Annotated in this window: 18 protein-coding genes, 1 tRNA gene and 1 pseudogene; 16 read left to right on the forward strand and 4 right to left on the reverse strand. The window is 70.6% G+C overall.

Annotated elements, in window-relative coordinates:
• Positions 1-160: 160 nt before the first annotated feature.
• Positions 161-236 (forward strand) — tRNA-Val (locus ABDV68_RS12160).
• 10 nt (positions 237-246) lie between these two features.
• Here ABDV68_RS12160 and ABDV68_RS12165 read toward each other — a convergent pair.
• The gene (locus tag ABDV68_RS12165) at positions 247-609 is read right to left on the reverse strand and encodes a hypothetical protein (protein WP_343520252.1); all 363 of its coding nucleotides are present in this window, start codon (positions 607-609) and stop codon (positions 247-249) included.
• A gap of 66 nt (positions 610-675) precedes the next feature.
• Positions 676-1,245 carry a helix-turn-helix transcriptional regulator gene (locus tag ABDV68_RS12170; protein ID WP_343520253.1) on the reverse strand — a complete coding sequence of 190 codons (570 nt, stop codon included), beginning with the start codon at positions 1,243-1,245 and terminating at the stop codon, positions 676-678.
• 92 nt (positions 1,246-1,337) lie between these two features.
• On the opposite strand from ABDV68_RS12170, the gene ABDV68_RS12175 reads away from it, so the two are divergent.
• On the forward strand, positions 1,338-1,814 hold the full coding sequence (locus ABDV68_RS12175) for a DUF6456 domain-containing protein (protein WP_343520254.1): 477 nt from the start codon (positions 1,338-1,340) through the stop codon (positions 1,812-1,814).
• Between the two features lie 6 nt (positions 1,815-1,820).
• Here the strand turns inward: ABDV68_RS12175 and ABDV68_RS12180 are convergent, their stop codons facing one another.
• Positions 1,821-4,076: a DUF2339 domain-containing protein gene (locus tag ABDV68_RS12180; protein ID WP_343520255.1), complete on the reverse strand. Its 2,256-nt coding sequence runs from the start codon at positions 4,074-4,076 to the stop codon at positions 1,821-1,823.
• A gap of 397 nt (positions 4,077-4,473) precedes the next feature.
• On the opposite strand from ABDV68_RS12180, the gene dapF reads away from it, so the two are divergent.
• From dapF to ABDV68_RS12250, 14 genes and pseudogenes are all read left to right on the forward strand, one after another.
• On the forward strand, positions 4,474-5,436 hold the full coding sequence (gene dapF / locus ABDV68_RS12185; RefSeq protein ID WP_343520256.1) for a diaminopimelate epimerase: 963 nt from the start codon (positions 4,474-4,476) through the stop codon (positions 5,434-5,436).
• Positions 5,437-5,828: 392 nt separating this feature from the next.
• Entirely contained in the window at positions 5,829-6,395 is a 567-nt protein-coding gene (locus ABDV68_RS12190; RefSeq protein ID WP_343520258.1) for a hypothetical protein, read from the forward strand.
• Positions 6,385-7,707, forward strand: a complete 1,323-nt coding sequence (locus ABDV68_RS12195; RefSeq protein WP_343520260.1) for a terminase family protein — start codon at positions 6,385-6,387, stop codon at positions 7,705-7,707. Before ABDV68_RS12190 ends, ABDV68_RS12195 begins: the two co-directional genes overlap by 11 nt.
• A 228-nt stretch (positions 7,708-7,935) precedes the next feature.
• Positions 7,936-8,568, forward strand: a complete 633-nt coding sequence (locus ABDV68_RS12200) for a PilZ domain-containing protein (protein WP_343520261.1) — start codon at positions 7,936-7,938, stop codon at positions 8,566-8,568.
• Between the two features lie 68 nt (positions 8,569-8,636).
• On the forward strand, positions 8,637-9,368 hold the full coding sequence (locus ABDV68_RS12205; protein WP_343520262.1) for an NRDE family protein: 732 nt from the start codon (positions 8,637-8,639) through the stop codon (positions 9,366-9,368).
• Positions 9,369-9,407: 39 nt separating this feature from the next.
• Complete coding sequence (locus tag ABDV68_RS12210; RefSeq protein ID WP_343520263.1) at positions 9,408-10,085, forward strand: spermidine synthase; 678 nt, start codon at positions 9,408-9,410, stop codon at positions 10,083-10,085.
• Positions 10,086-10,212: 127 nt separating this feature from the next.
• Entirely contained in the window at positions 10,213-11,343 is a 1,131-nt protein-coding gene (locus ABDV68_RS12215; RefSeq protein ID WP_343520264.1) for a phage portal protein, read from the forward strand.
• Positions 11,340-11,645 carry a DUF6127 family protein gene (locus ABDV68_RS12220; protein WP_343520265.1) on the forward strand — a complete coding sequence of 102 codons (306 nt, stop codon included), beginning with the start codon at positions 11,340-11,342 and terminating at the stop codon, positions 11,643-11,645. Before ABDV68_RS12215 ends, ABDV68_RS12220 begins: the two co-directional genes overlap by 4 nt.
• Positions 11,646-11,748: 103 nt before the next feature.
• The gene (locus ABDV68_RS12225; protein ID WP_343520266.1) at positions 11,749-12,165 is read left to right on the forward strand and encodes an HK97 family phage prohead protease; all 417 of its coding nucleotides are present in this window, start codon (positions 11,749-11,751) and stop codon (positions 12,163-12,165) included.
• Between the two features lie 28 nt (positions 12,166-12,193).
• Positions 12,194-12,781: a hypothetical protein gene (locus ABDV68_RS12230; protein WP_343520267.1), complete on the forward strand. Its 588-nt coding sequence runs from the start codon at positions 12,194-12,196 to the stop codon at positions 12,779-12,781.
• A 232-nt stretch (positions 12,782-13,013) separates the two neighbouring features.
• Positions 13,014-13,949, forward strand: a pseudogene (locus ABDV68_RS12235) (phage major capsid protein); the annotation flags it as partial.
• Positions 13,923-14,360, forward strand: a complete 438-nt coding sequence (locus ABDV68_RS12240; RefSeq protein ID WP_343520273.1) for a DUF2793 domain-containing protein — start codon at positions 13,923-13,925, stop codon at positions 14,358-14,360. The pseudogene ABDV68_RS12235 and the gene ABDV68_RS12240, both read left to right, overlap by 27 nt.
• Before the next feature lie 108 nt (positions 14,361-14,468).
• Positions 14,469-15,593, forward strand: coding sequence for an OmpA family protein (locus ABDV68_RS12245; protein WP_343520269.1), 1,125 nt, complete (start codon positions 14,469-14,471; stop codon positions 15,591-15,593).
• 448 nt (positions 15,594-16,041) lie between these two features.
• Positions 16,042-16,626, forward strand: a complete 585-nt coding sequence (locus ABDV68_RS12250; protein WP_343520270.1) for an HNH endonuclease — start codon at positions 16,042-16,044, stop codon at positions 16,624-16,626.
• Here the strand turns inward: ABDV68_RS12250 and ABDV68_RS12255 are convergent.
• Positions 16,616-17,238: folate-binding protein (locus tag ABDV68_RS12255; protein WP_343520271.1), on the reverse strand; the 623-nt coding region annotated here is incomplete at its 5' end. The two genes, ABDV68_RS12250 and ABDV68_RS12255, sit on opposite strands and share 11 nt — an antisense overlap.

Here is a 17,238-nt window from a genome sequence, read left to right on the forward strand (position 1 = left end):
GCGGTGCGGATATTGCCGACATGCAGGCGGCCGGTGGGGCTGGGGGCGAAACGGGTGACGACGGTCATGCGTCGCCGCTACTCCATTTCGCCGCCGCGCGAAATCACCGCTGGTTTACGCGCGCGGCGAACCGGCCTATCGGAGCGCACGGCCATGCGCCGGGCGCTTAGCTCAGTTGGTAGAGCATCTCGTTTACACCGAGAGGGTCGGCGGTTCGAGCCCGTCAGCGCCCACCAGGTCCTCTGGTCAGTTCGCCGTGATCGTCGGCTTGCCGCCCGCGAGCTTCAGCGTGACGTAGCTGTTCTCGCAGATATTGGCGCTGGTCCAGACGAGGCTGGTGCCATCCTCGAACGTCGCCTTGAGATCGTAGCGGCATTGCTTCTCCGCCTTGTCGAAGCGGACCGTGGTCTTGGCACCGACCTTGATGATCGGGTCGCGGCGCGTTTCCGGATCGACCGTCTGCGGCTTGAACTCGGTCGTGCCCGCCGGCGCGAGCTCGATCGTCTTGATCGGCTTGCCCGAGCCGTTGGTGAGCATGAAATCCCAGTCTTCGGCGAACGCCGGCGCCGCTGCGAGCATGGCCCCCGCCAGCGCGATGAACTGCTTCATGGTGCATTCCTCCCCTAAAGGAACAAGGGGAGCATGCGCCTCTATCGGGTGGTACGCAAGATGGCGTCAGAGCTGGCGGATGAGCTGGACCGCGCATGCGATCCACGGCGGATCGGCGACCACCTGCTGACGCGCGCCAGGGCCGAGCGGAAGGATGTTGAGCCGGCCGCCCTCGCCCTCGTGCGCGATCAGGCGGCCGAACAGGAAGCGGCCCGCCGGACGCGGAATCAGCACGTCGCGGTTGAGCGCCGAAGCGAAGTCGCCCGGAGCGAGCCGGCGGCACCAGATGACGTCGCCGGTGCGATAGTCGCCAACCCCGCCGGCGACGGTGATCGCGACGAGCTCGGGTTCGGGATGGGGCGGCGCCACCGTGGCGGCGCGGCGTGGGGCCTGGGCCCCGGAAGCGTCGAGGATCGCGGCGACGGCGATGTCCGGCCGGTCGGGCAGCCGCACCAGATCGGCAGCGTCGACGCCGAGCGCGGCGGCGATGCGGTTGAGCCAGCCGACCGAGACGGTACGCGTGCCGGTCTCGAGCCGGCCGATGGTCTGCGCGGTGGTGGGCGGATCGCAGCGTTGCGCCACTTCCTCGAGCGTCAGACCCTTGGCGCGGCGCACTTCGCGGATCGCGGTGATCATCTAGCCAACTCCGATAACCGTTTAGGTTAAACTTCTTTCCTACAAGCGTGACGATATGGCAAGGGGTATTCGCGATTGGCGGAGATTCATGGATGCGGGAACTGGTGGAGCGATCGATCGAGGACGGACATGTCGTCCACCATGCGCCGGCACGGAAGAACGGGCGGCGCGTCACGGTGAACCTGGCCGAATCACCGCTGTCCTGGCTGCGTGCGCGCGGGCTGGTCGACGGGCGCCAGTTCGACGCCGGCGAGCGGTTGCGGGCCGACTATGAGACCGCGGCACTGGGTCCGCGCGTGACGATGCGCTGGGATGCCGCGCCTGCCGGGCCGCGCCACGGGGCGCATGACCGGCTCGATCCGACGACGGCGCAGATCGCGGCCAAGCGCCGGTTCGACGCGGCGGTGAGTGCCGCGGGGCCGGGGCTTTCGGACATATTGTGGCGTGTGATCTGTGCCGGTGAAACGGTTCCAACGGCGGAGAAGGCGCTCGGCTGGCCCACGCGCGCTGGCCGGCTGGTGCTGACGCTGGCGCTCGACCGGGTGGCGGATCATTACGGGCTGAACTGAACGGCGTCAGGTCTTCTCGGCCGAAGCTGCGGCTGGCGTGGCGAGGAAGCGGTTATAGACCCAGCCGATCCCGATCAGCGCGACTCCGAGACCGAGGAACGAGAGAATGCGGAGCAACCCGGCGAGCGCGGCGGCGTCGATGAGGAAGACCTTGAGCGTCACCGCGGTGAGCAAGGCGAGCCCGGCGAGGCGCAGGTCGCGCGCGCCGCTGCGGATCCCGAGCGCGAGCCAGGCGAGTGCGAGGAGGAGGAGGGCGGCGGAATAGCCGTAATTCTCGCCGGTGGAGATCGGGCCGGTGAGGAGGGTGCCGTGCGCGGCTTGGCGGACGGCGGCGGCGGTCGCGGCGAGGATCAGGGCGAGGCCGAGCGGGCGCCACCGCCGGCCCGGCGCGAAGGTGAAGGTCCAGATAGCGGCAAGGGCGAGATGAAGCGCGGCCGCGTTGGCGAGTGGAGCGCCGCCGACGTGCTGCGCGACCAACGCCGGATTGAGCAGCAGCAGGTCGAACCAGACGATGCGGACCAGGCCGAGCCCGAACAGGATCAGCGCCAGCGCCGACCAGCCGGTACGGCGCTGGACCATCCAGCCCGCGGCGAGCAATGCCTGCGTGACGAGCGCACGCTCGACGAAGCCCCAGGCCGTGAACCGCGGTTCGTCGGCGATGGCGAGCGGCAGCTTGGCGAGATGATAGAGGAGGAGCAGCGCGACGGCGATCGCGCCGCTCAGCACAGCCTTGCGCGTGCGGGCGAACTGCCGGCGGTCGGCAAGCAGCAACGTTGCCGCGAGCAACGCCGGGAGCAGGTGGCGCAGCGCGAGGGAGAGGCTCGGGAGATCGCGATAGGGCAGATGCCCGCCGCTCGCGGAATCGGCGACGAGCATGGCGTAACCGACGAGCGGCTCGCCCCCGATGAGGAGAATCGCGGCGAGCGCGAGCGCGGGGAGGAGGTGAAGCTGCGGATCGCCGGTGCGGCGCGCCCAGAGGCCGAGCGCGACGGCGGCGAGGGCGAGCGGGACCGCGACCCAGTCCGCCCCCGCGAGTTGCCCCAGCGCCACGACGCCAAGGATCGCGGCGATGAGCGCGCCGCCGATGAGGCCGGGATCGCGCGTTCCGGCTTCGGCCCGGCGTCGCCAGCTCACCCACGCGGCGAGGGCCGCGCCGGCGAGGCCGAGCGCGGCCCATTGCCAGTCGCCGAGGCGCTGCGGGTCCAGCGCATTGGCGAGCAGCAGCGGCCCCGCGATGCCGCCGAGCGCGAGGATCGCCCAGCCGCGCGCGCGGGCGAGGAGCACGAGGCCGGGTAACGCGAAAAGCGCAGCGGCGGCGATCGCGGCGGCAAGCGTCGCGCCCTGCTGCGGCTGGTCGAGACCGAGGGCGAGCAGCAGCAGCGCGAGCACCAGCGCGGCCAGCGCGCCGGGAAGGTAGGTCGGGTCGCGCCAGGCGAGGATCAGCGCGGCGGCGGAGAGGGACAAGTAGAGCGCCCAGGCCAGCGCGGAGAAATCGAGCGCGGGGGCGAAGGCGAGGAGCTGCACCAGCCCGGCGACGAGCGGCGCGAGCCGGAGCCAGGCCGATGCGACGCCGGTGCGGGGCAGCGCCAGGCTGGCGCCGGTGCCAAGGAGCGCCACGAAGGCGGCGGGGGCGGCGAGCTCGTCCGGACCGAGCGCGAAGAAGAGGAAATTGACCCAGGCGAAGCCGCACGCGGTCGCGGCGAGGGCGAGCCAGGACCAGCCGCGATGTACCGCCAGGCCGAACAGCGCCGCGGTGAACAGGGCGAGATAGACGAGCAGTGGGCCGATGCCGGCGGCGTCATAGCCCGCGACGAGCGGCGCGACGAAGCCGCCGGCCAGCGCCAGCACCGCTGTGGGCGGGCCATGGCGAAGCGCGAGCGCGAGACCGAGCGCGGTGACCGCGATCATCAGCACGAAGGCGGGAAGCGGCGCGATCAAATGATAAAGGGCGGCGGCGATGTAGAGCGTGCCATAGGCACTCGCGATGCCCGCGCCGGCGAGCGCCTGGGCGATGCGCGGGTCGTCGCGCACGGCGGGCAGGCGGCGGGCCACTTCGCTTCCCGCGATCAGCAGTACCGCGAACAGCGCGGCGAGGAGGGTGCGTACGGCGGGGCCGAGCAGGCCGATTTCTATGGAATAGCGGACGAGGAAGAAGCCGGCGGTGACGAGGGCGATGGCGCCGATCCACACGGGCAGGCGCGCGCCGATCAGCGATTCGAGCGTGGGGCGCGGCGGCGGGGCCGGGGCCGATATGGCAGCCATATCCCCTTCCGGCTCTCGCTCCCCTTCCGGCTCTCGCTCCGGTTCCGGCTCTCGCTCCGGTTCCGGCTCCGCCAGCGGCACCGTCTGCGGCGTGGGGGCCGGGGCGGCCGGAACGGGGGACGGGAGCGGAGCGGCGGCCGCCGGGGCAGGGACCGGGCCGGGCGCCGCTGCAGCGACGGGCGGGCGCGTGCGCTCGAGCCTGTCGATCCGGCGGCCGAGTTCGCGCAGCTTCTGGCCCTGAGCGGCAGCGACGATGCCGAGGACCACGACCGCGAGGAACAGGATGCCCGTCATCGCCCCGCTTGTCGCAGCTTGCGCGGCGATGCGCCAGCCCGGCTTTCCGCGCCTCAAGCCGATCTGGGTTGCATGACCCGGCGATGCCCCTAGATGCGGACGGATGCGGCTCGCCTTCACCAAATGCCACGGCTCGGGGAATGATTTCGCCCTTCTGGACGCTCGCGCATTGGATTTGTCCGATGCGGAATGGGGGCGGGTCGCGCGGACCTTGTGCGACCGGCGCGGGCCGGTGGGGGCCGACGGGCTGCTGTTGCTGCGGCCCGGCGAGGGCGAGGCCGCGTTCGCGCAGATGGTGGTGAACGCCGACGGCTCGATCCCCGAGACCTGCCTCAACGGGCTGCGCTGCACCGCGCGCGCCGGGTTCGAGGCGCTGGGCATCGACGCGGCGACGGTGCGGTTGAAGACGAGCGACGCCGAAGTGGCGCACGAGGCCGAGCTGGCCCCCGGCGTCTACACCGTGCGCACGACGGTGGGCCCGGCCTCGACCGATCCCGCCGCGGCCGGGCTGCGCGTCGCGGCGCCGGTGATCGACGCGCCGGTGCCCGGACTGCCGAACCGCCGCAACTTCACCGCGGTGGCGATGCCCAACCCGCATCTGATCGCTTTCGTCGACGAGATCGACGTCGCCGAGCTCACCGCGCTCGGCGACTGGTGCGAGGCCGGCCCCGAGCTGCTCGCCGACCGCGCCAATGTGAGCTTCGTCGAGCTGCGCCCCGACCCCGGATCAAGTCCGGGGCAGGCGGGTCTGTTCGTCCATACCTATGAGCGCGGCATCGGCCTGACCAACGCCTGCGGCACGGCGATGGGCGCGGCGGCGCACGCCGCGGGGCTGACCGGCCGCCTGCCGTTCGGCCGATGGATCACGGTGCACAATCCCGGCGGCCGCGTGCGCGTGCGCGCCGACGGGCCGGCGGGCGGCGACCGGGTGACGATCGCGGGCAACGCGACGTTCGAATGGGACGGCGCGATCGAGATCGACCCGGCGACCGGCGAAGCGGGCGCGCTGACCGTCACGCGGCGGCGCGGCGACGAGGTCGCGGCCTGGGCGGCGGTGAAGGCCTGACCCGGATCGGCATTCAGACCGCAGCGCCGGGTCTGGGCGCGGATATTAAGGAAAGAGATTGGTTCACGCGAAGGCGCGGAGGCGCGAAGAGGTGATCCTGCGCGTCAACGCCGTCCATCCTTCAACGCCAGCGCTTGACGCACCCTGAAAAGGGGGATGAGCGCTTCGCGCCAACGCCAGATCTCTTTGCGCCGCGACTGAACGGCTGAGCTCGACGCCCCGCTCGAACGGATGCGCCACGCGAACCGGGCGCAGACACAAAACGAACCAAATGGGAAAATTGTGCTTGACATCGTCACGCTGCATAGGTACAAAACAGGAACGCTGGAGAACTGCGAGTCGGGCCGGGGCGGCGACGCCTTCCGGCCCGGTTTGCGTTGGGGAGATATGAAATGGCGCGAGGATGCCGCTCGATCCTGAAGGTGCAGCCGGCGCCGCGCGGCAAGCGCTGGCAGGCGCGGTGGGGCAAGGCGATGCGCGCCGCGTTCCTGGATCACCTGGCCGCGACGTGCAACGTGTCGCGCGCCGCCGCGGCGGCCGGGGTGTTTCCGGCGACCGTCTATGCCGCGCGGCGGCGCGATCCGGAGTTCGCCGCGCAATGGGAAGAGGCGCTCGCGCTCGGCTACCAGATGCTGGAGACGCGGCTCGTCGGCCACGTCCTGGAGGGGCGCAGGCGGGACGAGCAGGTCGAGGGCGGCGATCCCGGCGATTCCGGCGGCATCGATTTCGAGGCCGCGCTGCGATTGCTGTCGCAGCACCGGACCGCGCAGGGCAAGCCGCACAAGGGGCGCCAGCCGCAATTCGCGGCGCCCGAGGAAACCGACAAGATGTTGCTGAAGCGGCTCGCCCATATCGAGGCGAGGCGCGCGCGCGAGGCGGGTTGGGCCGCCGCGGTGGCGGCGGGGAAAGCGGTGCGCCCCGGCGGGGCGAGCGAGCGGGGAGCGGACGATGGCGAGTGACGCGCATGTCCATGCGATGATCGACCGGCTGATCGCGCTGCCCGAGCAGGAACGGGGCGAGGCGCTGCGCGGGATGACCCGGCCGATGCTGCGTGAGTTCCTCGCGCGCTGGCGCGCCTGGGCGCATGGCGGGCAGACCGCGCCGCCGGGCGACTGGCGCGTGTGGCTGATCCGCGCCGGGCGCGGCTTCGGCAAGACGCGCGCGGGAAGCGAATGGCTGAACGAACTGGCGCGCACCCTGCCGGACGGGCGCTTCGCGCTGGTCGGCGCGACGCTGGACGAGGTGCGCCGGGTGATGATCGAGGGGCGGGCCGGGCTGATCGCCACCGCGCGCGCGGACCGGCGGCCGGTGTGGCGGGCGAGCACGCGCGAGCTGGCATTTCCCTCGGGCGCGATCGCGATCGCCTATTCGGCGGATTCGCCCGAGGGGCTGCGCGGGCCCGAGCATCACCTCGCCTGGTGCGACGAGCTGGGCAAATGGGGCCGCGGCGGCGAGGCGGCGTGGGACAATCTGCTGATGGGCCTGCGCCTGGGCGAGCGGCCGCGCGTGCTGGTGACGACGACGCCGCGCTCGACCCAGCTGATGCGGCGCGTGATGGCGCTGCCGGGCACGATCGAAACGCGCGGGCGGACGCGCGACAACCCGCATCTGCCCCGTAGTTTCGTGGAGGCGATGGAGGCCGAATATGGCGGCACCCGGCTCGGGCGGCAGGAGCTGGACGGCGAGCTGATCGACGACGTCGCGGGCGCCCTGTGGACGCGCGCGACGATCGAGGCGTGCCGGGGGAGGAAGCCGAGGGAGGTGGTGCGCGTGGTGGTGGGCGTCGATCCGCCGGCGAGCGCCGAGGGCGACGCGTGCGGGATCGTCGCGGTGGCCCTCGACGCGGCCGGGATCGGACATGTGCTCGAGGATGCGAGCGTGGGCGGCCTCTCGCCCGAAGGCTGGGCGCGCGCGGTGGCGAAATGCGCGCGGCGGCACAAGGCGGACAAAGTGGTGGCGGAGAAGAACCAGGGCGGGGACATGGTGAAGAGCGTGCTGCGCGCGGCGGAAGTGGCGCTGCCGTTGAAGCTGGTGCACGCCAGCCGCGGCAAGACGGCGCGGGCCGAGCCGGTGGCGGCCTTGTACGAGGGCGGGAGAGTGAAGCACGCCGGGCGCTTCCCCCAGCTCGAGGACGAGCTGTGCGGGCTGGTGGCGGGCGGCGGCTATGAAGGGCCGGGCCGCTCGCCCGACCGCGCCGACGCGCTGGTGTGGGCGCTGAGCGAGCTGATGCTGGGGCGGCGCGGGGCCGCGGGGGTGCGGCGGCTGGGGTGACGCGAAGGGACGCGCTGGCGCTGCCGAATGTTCCTGGTGGCGATCGACCGGCCGGGTGACGGCGCCAGCGGCCGGCCGCGGGGATGATGCGATTGAACGTGGATATTAACCACGCTTGGCAAATTCGAGTTAGCCCTAAAGGCGGTAAGACAGGCTTTGGTGGGGCCGGACATGGGGGGCTGCGAGCACTCTCCGTCACGGTGGTCGATGCTCGCGGGAGGATGCCCCGTGCGAAACATTGCGGTTGCGCCGGAAGCCAGCCTGGTGCCGGATCAACGCACCGACGAGCGATTCACGACGCTGTTCCGCGTCGCCCGCGTCGTCGCGGAGGACGGCGCGCAGCATCTGTGCCTGATCCGGAATATCGGTGCCGGCGGCCTGATGCTCGAGACCTATGCCGCGTTCGATCCCGGCATGGCGGTGCGCGTCGAGCCCAAGGGATCCGAGCCGGTCGCGGGCAGGATCTGCTGGGTCAAGGACCGGAACGCCGGCGTCACCTTCGACGCCCCGATCGACGTCGCGGCCTATCTCAATCCCCAGCAGCTGTCCGCGCAGGAAACGCCGCGCGGTCCGCGGCTGACGGTCCATCGCCGCGCGCGGCTGCGGGTGGGGGTGATGTGGCATCTCGTCGACCTGCTCGACCTCTCGCAGAAAGGCGCGAAGGTCAAAAGCGACCTGCCGATGGAGATGGATGCGGCGGTCGAGCTGATGATCGAGGGACTCGGCTCGCCCTCGGGCCGGGTGCGCTGGATCAAGGAGGACCGGATCGGGATCGAGTTCTCGACGGCGATCGCGCTGGCCGACCTTGCCGAATGGGCGAGCGCGCTGCCCGAGGCGGAGGAGGCGGCCGGCGGCGAATAGGCCGAGGGGCGCGCGCGGCGCGGCGAAGCGGCTTGGCGGCGGGGCATCGGCGGCGCTAGCGTTGCGCCATGTGTGTTCTGGCGCTGGCGTGGCATGCGCATCCCGAGTGGCGGCTGGTGGCGGCGGGCAACCGCGACGAGCGGCACGACCGGCCGGCGGCCGGGCTGGCGCGGTGGATGGCGCGCGGCCGGTCCGTAATCGCGGGGCGCGACCTGGTCGCGGGCGGAACCTGGCTCGGGCTCAACGAGGACGGGCGGTTCGCGGCGGTGACCAATGTGCGCGGCGAAGCGCCCGATCCCGAGCGGATGTCGCGCGGGACGCTGGTGACGGACATGCTGGCGGGGGCGGAGCCGGCGGATCTCGAAGCCTATAATCCGTTCAACCTGATCGCGGTCGAGCCCGAGGGACCGATGTTCCTGACCAACCGGCCCGAGCCGTTGCGGCGGCCGCTGGGCGCGGGGATGCACGGGCTGTCGAACGGGCTGCTCGATACGTTGTGGCCCAAGACGCTGCGGCTGCAGGCGGGGGTGGCGAGCTGGCTGGCGGCGGGGGACGGGGCGATCGCGCCGTTGTTCGCGGCGCTGGCGGACGAGCGGCCGGCGGGGACGCCCGAACGGCATGAGGTGGACATGTTCGAGCCGCTCAACTCGCCGGTGTTCATCCGCGGGCCCGTCTATGGCACGCGGTGCAGCACGGTGGTGACGGTGGACCGCGAAGGGCGCGGGCGGATCGCCGAGCGGCGCTTCCATGCCGACGGCGCGCCGGCGGGCGAGACCGAGCTGCGCTTTTGCTGGCCTTGAGCCGGTGGCGGGCTATGGGCGGAGGATGGGAAGCGAGATTTGACCCCGCGCGAGCTGATCGATGTGGCGGAGGTGCCGGGCGGCGAGCCGCTGCGGCTGTTCCGGCGCGGCGGCGACTTCATGATCGTGCTCGACCGCAACGAGCTGATGTCGAGCCGGATGAGCGGATCGGAAGAGGCGCTGGCGGAGATGACGCTGGCGCGGCTCAAGGCGCCGGCGTCGGCGCGGCTGCTGATCGGCGGCTACGGCATGGGATTCACGCTGCGCAAGGCGCTGGCGCTGCTGGGGCCGGCGGGTACGGCGGTGGTCGCCGAGCTGGTGCCGAAGATCATCGACTGGGCGCGCGGGCCGATGGAAAGCCTTGCGGCGGGGTGCCTCGACGATCCGCGGACGGAAGTGGTGATCGGCGATGTCGGGGCGGCGATCGCCACGGGACGCGGCGCCTATGACGCGATCCTGCTCGACGTCGACAATGGCCCGGACGGGCTGACGCGGCTGGCGAACGACAAGCTCTATAGCTTCGACGGGCTGCGCGCGGCGAAGGCGGCGCTGAAGCCCGGCGGGGTGCTGGCCGTGTGGTCGGCGGGTCCCGACGACCGTTTCCGGCGGCGGATGGGCGAGGCCGGGTTCGCGGTGGAGGAAGTGGCGGTGCGGGCGCGGCAGAACGGCAAGGGGCCGCGCCACGTGATCTGGTTCGGACGCGCAGCGGGGCTTTGATCCGCTGACGCGGATACGGCGCCGGCGCTCTCCACCCGGCCGCCCATCAAGAACACTGGCGTGGGTGGCCGGGTGGGGGAGCGGGCCGGCGCCGCCCATCGCCGAGAGGCGATCAAAGGAGAACGAGATGAAATGGTTCGGGAAGCGGCGCGAGGCGTCGCGGCCGGCGTTGGCGCGTGCCTATGGCATGGCCGGCGGCCTCGGCGAATGGCCGCAAAGCTACGAGGCGCAGGTGCGCGAGGGCTATGCGGCCAATCCCGTGGCGCAGCGCGCGGTCAAGATCGTGGCGGAGGGCGTGGCGGCCGCGCCGGTCGCGGCATCCGACCTCGCGCTGCACAAGCTGGTGGCGGCGCGCTCGCAGGGCCAGGAGCTCACCGGCACGCTGGCGGCGCAGCTGCTGCTGCACGGCAACGCCTTCGTGCAGGTGCTGGGCGACGGCGCGGGCGGGGTGGCGGAGCTGTTCGCGCTGCGTCCCGAGCGCGTGAGCGTCGAGACCGATGCCGGCGGCTGGCCCGCCGCCTATCGCTATCGCGTGGGCGGGAGCGTGAGCCGGATCGCGGCCGAGGATGCGAGCGGCAATCCCCAAGTGATCCACCTCAAGGCATTCAGCCCGGTCGACGATCATTATGGCCTTGGCTGCCTGGGCGCGGCGAGCGGGGCGGTCGCGATCCACAATGCGGCAACACGCTGGAACAAGGCGCTGCTCGACAATGCCGCGCGGCCGTCGGGGGCCCTGGTCTATGACCCGGGCGACGGATCGGCGCTGTCGCCCGCGCAGTTCGAGCGGCTCAAGGCGGACATGGAGGCGGCATTCGCGGGGGCCGCGAACGCGGGGCGGCCGATGCTGTTCGAGGGCGGGCTCAGATGGCAGGCGCTGAGCCTGTCCCCGGCGGACATGGATTTCGTCGGGCTCAAGGCCGCGGCGGCGCGCGAGATCGCGCTGGCGTTCGGCGTGCCGCCGATGCTGATCGGGCTGCCCGGCGACAACAGCTACGCCAATTACCGCGAGGCCAATCGCGCGGTGTGGCGACTGACGATCCTGCCGCTCGCCGAGAAGATCCTGACCGAGCTGGCCCAGGGGCTGGCAGGATGGTTTCCGGAGGCGTCGCTGCGGGTCGAGATCGACAAGGTGCCGGCAATGGCCGAGGACCGCGAGCGGCTGTGGCGATCGGTGAGCGCGGCGGAGTTCCTGACGACGGACGAGAAGCGGGTGATGCTTGGGCTGGAAGGCCCGGGGCCGGAAGGAGGCGCGGCATGAACAGCGGACTGCTGGCGCAGCTGATCGCCCAGGGCGCGGCCGAGGGCGCGGACCTGGCGACGCTGCGCGCGATCGCCGAGGAAGCGGGCGAGCTCGGCGCGAGCCGTGCGCTGACCCGGCTGGGGCTCGACGATCCGCAGGCGGCCAAGGACATGGGCGAGCTGCGCGAGCTGCTCGGGGCGTGGCGCGACGCCAAGCGCTCGGCGGTGAAGGCGGTAGCGGGCTGGGTGGTACGGATGCTGCTGGCGCTGGTGGTCGTCGGGCTGGCGGTGAAGCTGGGCTTCTGGGGGCTGGGCAAGTGAGAGGCGAAGAGGCGCGATCTGTTCTCCTGCGAAAGCAGGAGTCCAGAGCTACTCGCCAGTATCGCCCGCGACCCTGGGCCCCTGCTTTCGCAGGGGAACAAACATGACGGGCAATGGGTCTGTCCGGTTCGCGGGCTATGCGGCGGTGTTCGATGCGCCCGACCGGGGCGGCGACGTGATCCGCAGGGGGGCGTTCGGTGAGCGCGTGCGCCGCGTGCCGCTGTTGTGGCAGCATCGCGGCGAGCCGGTCGGCGTGATCGAGGCGATCGGCGAGGACGCGCGCGGGCTGCGCGTGACCGGGCGGATCGATGCGCCCGAGCTGGCGGCGCTGGTGGCGAAGGGCGCGGTGAGCGGGCTCAGCTTCGGCTATCGCGTGCGCGCGGCGCGGCATGGGCAGTGGCGCGAGCTTTCCGATGTCGAGCTGTGCGAGGTGAGCCTGGTGGCGCGGCCGATGCAGGCGCTGGCGCGGGTGCATGCGGTGGCGGCAGAGCAGGATTGCTTTGAAGCCGGCCAACGCTAGCTTCGACGAAGTAGCCGGGGGGAAGGATATGCGGGGATTCGAGCCGTTGCCGCGCGCACGCTTCAGCATCGAAGTGGACGACGGCGTGGAATGGGTGGTGTCCCGGGCGCGGCGCAACTGGTTCGCGCTCCCCTTCCTGGCAGTGTGGCTGACCTTTTGGACCTTCGGCGGCATCGCGGCGATCGGCGCGCTGCTGACCGGATCGATCGGTGCCGGCGAACGGGTGTTCATGGCGTTGTGGCTGGCCGGCTGGGCTGCGGGCTGGGTGTTCGCTGCGTCCTGGCTCGGATGGCAGATCAATGGCCGGTCGCAGATCGGCGTACGCGATGGCGCGCTCGAATATCGCTGGCGGATGCCGTTGCTGTCGCGCACCCGTCGCTACGACGGGCGCGAGGTTCGGCGGCTGCGTGCCGGACGGGCGTCCTGGCCGTGGAACGGTGGCGGGTTCATGCAACCGAATTATCCGCCATTCTTTCCGATGACGCCGGGCAGCGTGCAGTTCGACTATGGCGGGCGGACCATCAATGTGATGCCTGGCCTGGATGAGGCAGAGGGCGACGCGATCGCGGCCTGGGTGGGCAAGCGACTGCCAGCGGCTGGGCAGGCGGTGAACTAGCTGCGCCGACGGCGCAGCGACTGGCCGGTGCTAGCGTGACGAATTTCTGAAACGACGGGGCCCGCCGCTGCGGGCCCCCTCCACCAGCCGGCTGCGCCGGATGGTTCCCTCCCCGTGCCCCCGGCCTTCGCCGGGGAACGCGGAGGATTTCTTGGCATGGGAGAAGACTATGGAGACGAAGGCGGACGTCCTCGAACAGTCGTTCGAGGCGATCGAGGGTGCGGGCGTGCCGATGGCGCGGCCGGTGCTGGAGGGCGCGCGCGCGCCCAATGGCGCGATGTTCGAGGGCTTTTTGCGCTCGGGCGCCGGCGCGCTCGAGATGAAGGCGATGTCGGGGGCAAGCGACGGCGCGGGCGGCTATGCCATCCCGCGCGAAATCGATGCGCTGGTCGACAGCACGCTGGCGAGCATCTCGCCGATCCGCGCGATCGCGAACGTGGTGACGGTGGGCAGCGCGGGCTATCGCAAGCTGGTCGCGTCGGGCGGCACGCCCTCGGGCTGGGCGGCCGAGACCGGCGACCGTGACGAGACCAATACCGCGACCTTCAACGAGATCGCGCCGCCGATGGGCGACCTCTACGCCAATCCGGCGGCGAGCCAGACGATGCTCGACGACGCCGCCTTCGACGTCGAGGCATGGCTCGCCGACGAGATCGCGCGCGAGTTCGCCCGGGCCGAGGGCGCGGCGTTCGTCAGCGGCAACGGCACCAACAAGCCCAAGGGCTTCCTCGCCTATGCCACCGCGGCGACGAGCGACGGAGCCCGCGCCTTCGGCACGCTGCAGCATGTCGCCTCGGGTGCGTCGGGCGCGTTCGCGAGCAATCCCGAGGAGAGACTGATCGACCTGGTCCAGGCGCTGCGGCCGCCCTATCGCCAGGGCGCGGCGTTCGTGATGAACTCGGCGACGCTGGCGCGGATCCGCAAGTTCAAGACCAGCGACGGCGCGTTCCTGTGGCAGCCGGGCATCGCCGCGGGCCAGCCGGCGACGCTGCTCGGCTATCCGGTGGTCGAGGCCGAGGACATGCCCGACATCGCGGCGGGTTCGCTGTCGATCGCGTTCGGCAACTTCAAGGCGGGTTACCTGATCGCCGAGCGCGGCGAGACCCAGATCCTGCGCGATCCGTACAGCAACAAGCCGTTCGTGCACTTCTACGCCACGCTGCTCGCCGACGGGCTGCTTCAGCCGTGCGCCGAGGCGCGCGGTCTCGACGCGCCGCCGGCGGCCCCGGTTCCGGGCCAGTGCTGGATCGTCGGCGATTCGCCCGCGGGCGCCTGGGCGGGGTCGGCGGGTGCGCTTGCGCTGTGGACCGTCGGCGGCTGGCGCTTCGCGGCGCCGCGTGAGGGCATGGCCGTCTGGATCGCGGAAGAGGGACTGGTGGCGCGCCACGTTTCGGGCGCGTGGCGGGTCGGCGCGGTCGCCGCCGCACAGCTCGTGATCGACGGCGAGCAAGTGGTCGGTCCGCGCGAAGCGGCGATCGACGAACCGGATGGCGGCGACGTCGTCGACGGGGAGGCGCGCGCGGCGATCGAAGCGATTCTGCAGGCGTTGCGGGCACATGGCCTGATCGACGCCGGATAACTGTGACGTTCCGGCAACAGTCCCCAGATTTTGTTCGCTTGCGCGGAAACTTTCCACACGGTAGGAAGTTAGCGCTGTCCGAAGTGGCAACCAAGAAAGGGGATTATGATGCGGAAGCTTGCCGTAACACTGGCACTCGCTTCGACCGCGCTCAGCACGCCCGCCCTCGCCCGCGATGACGCGTGGTATGTGGGCGTCGAGGGCGGCGCGATGATCGTCGAAGACATCAACTTCGACATCGGCGCCGTCGAGGATGCGGCGCGGGTCGATCACAACTATGGCTGGGACGTCGGCGGCGTCATCGGTTACGACCTCGGCGGGTTCCGCATCGAGGCCGATGTCAGCTATCGCCGCGCGACCGTCGATGGCTACAGCTCGACCGTCACCACGCCGATCTTCACGAGCGGTGGCGCGATCTTCAACATGCCGTCTGGCACGTTCGACTACGCCGGCGGCTCGTCGTCGGCGCTGAGCTTCATGGTCAATGGCCTGCTCGACTTCGGCGAAGACGATGGCGTGCAGGGCTTCATCGGCGGCGGCGTGGGCGTGTCCCGCGTCAAGGCCGACTATGGCCTGAACCAGCAGGGCTCGTTCCTCGACGATTCGGACACCGTGTTCGCCTGGCAGGTTATCGCGGGCGTGCGTCAGCCGATCAGCGACAACATCGACGTGACGCTGAAGTATCGCTTCTTCAACGCCGACGACGTCAAGCTGGTCGACGTGACCGGCCGCGAGTTCAACGGCCGGTTCCGCTCGCACAGCATCCTGGGCGGCGTGACCTTCAACTTCGGCGAGCCGCCTGCGCCGCCGCCGCCGCCGGAGCCGCCTGCGCCGCCCCCGCCGCCCGCGCCGACCCCGCCGCCGCCGCCGCCGCCGGTGGTCTGCACCCCGGGGCCGTACATCGTGTTCTTCGAGTGGGACAAGTCGGACATCACGCCCGAGGCGGCCGGCATCCTCGACAACGCGATCTCGGCGTACCAGAACTGCGGCAACGCGCAGGTCATGCTGGCGGGCCACGCCGACCGTTCGGGTTCGGCGAGCTACAACGTCGGCCTGTCGCAGCGCCGTGCGGACTCGGTCCGTGCGTATCTGGGCGGCCGCGGCATCCCCGATGGCGTGATCAGCTCGGAAGCGTTCGGCGAGAGCCGTCCGCGCGTCGAGACCGCCGACGGGGTTCGCGAACTGCAGAACCGCCGCGTGGAAATCACTTACGGTCCGGGCTCGGGCATGTAAGCCACGCGGTCCGCGCTGCGGATCGACAAGAATTGGGGAGGCCGGGCAACCGGCCTCCCTTTTTCGTTGCGTGAGCAGCAAAAACTGGCGCGCAATGTAATCTCAGGCCATGCTCGACGACGAGAGGAGATCGCATGGCGCGAGGCGTGTTCGTTCATCGAGCGGATTCAATTTACCAGGACACTCCGGCAGAGCATTACCAGTTTCCAGCGCAGTATCTCAGTCGCGTACGTCAGTGCGAAGGCGACTGGATTGTCTACTATGAGCCCGTGAAGGTCCGCGGCAGCAGAGGCTATTTCGCAGTCGCCCGGCTCCAGCGGATCATTCCCGATCCGGCGGATCCGACAATGTATCGCGCGATTATCGAGCCAGGCTCCTATCTCGATTTTCCGAACCCAGTCGCATTCCGTACGACCGATGGACCGATCGAACGGGGCTGCTCAACGAGATGGGCGCGATCTCGGGACGCGCACAAGCAGCAGTGCGCGCGATTTCGAACGAGGATTTCGCGCGGATCCTTGACATCGGCCTTGCGGACGATGCGCCGATCTTGCCGCGCACGGAGTCTGAGACCGATATGTACGGTTTACGAGAACAGCGAACGGCTTTCGTCTTCGAGCAGGCGCATGACCGAATAACGATGCTCACATCGCGCGCGGTACGCGACCGTGTCTTCCGCAAAGTGGTACTCGATGCCTATGGCCAGCGCTGCGCGATTACCGGACTGCGGCTCATCAATGGCGGTGGTAGGGCTGAGGCGGAAGCGGCACATATTAAACCGGTGGAAGCGAACGGGCCGGATGTCGTCACCAACGGTATCGCGCTCTCTGGTACCGTTCACTGGATGTTCGATCGCGGCCTGATCGGACTGTCCGACGATCTCGAAATTCTTGTTTCGCGCCAGGCTAATGATCCGGACGCCGTGCGCGCGTTACTGAATCCGACGGGCCGCGCGCTATCACCGGCCCGATTGCTCGATCGGCCGCACCCGCATTTCCTCGAATGGCATCGTCAGAATTGCTTCAAGCACTAGCCGCAGCGTTCAACGCCCCAGCCAGCCAATCCGGCATCAACGCATCGCCCAGCGCCTCGACGCGGCGGTGCTCGACCATCAGGCCGAGCTCGGGATAGGTCGTGCGGGTGCGCTCGCCCGGCTCGCCGAGCGGCGCGACGACGAGGCGGCGATTGACCTTGGCGCGCCAGTTCATCCGCGCGGTATTCTCCTGGCCGACATAACAGCCCTTGCCGAAGCTGACGCCGTTGAGCTCGGCGGCATTGCACTCGAGCCACAGCGTCTTGTCCTGACCGAGCTCGGCGACCCCCTCGGTCACGCCGAGGCGCAGACGGTGTTCGCGCCAGCCGGTCGCGGACGCACCCGTTGACTCCCCCAGCCAGCGACAACCGAGTTCCGTGAGCCGGGGGTCGGGAACGCCTTGCCCCGCGTCGCGCGACCAGTGCACGCCGCCCTCGGCCGTCTCGATCGCGATCGGCCGGCGCAGGCGATAGATCGACAGGCGCCGGATCAGCGCCTCGCGCTGCTCCGCCTCGCAATCGATCAGGATCGCGTCGCCGTCATCCCACAGGATGAAGTCGAACAGCGCCTTGCCCTGTGCAGTGAGCAGCCCCGCCCATTGCGGTGCGCCGG

This window comes from Sphingomonas sp., from assembly GCF_039595165.1.
In the GTDB taxonomy this organism is placed as follows: domain Bacteria; phylum Pseudomonadota; class Alphaproteobacteria; order Sphingomonadales; family Sphingomonadaceae; genus Sphingomonas.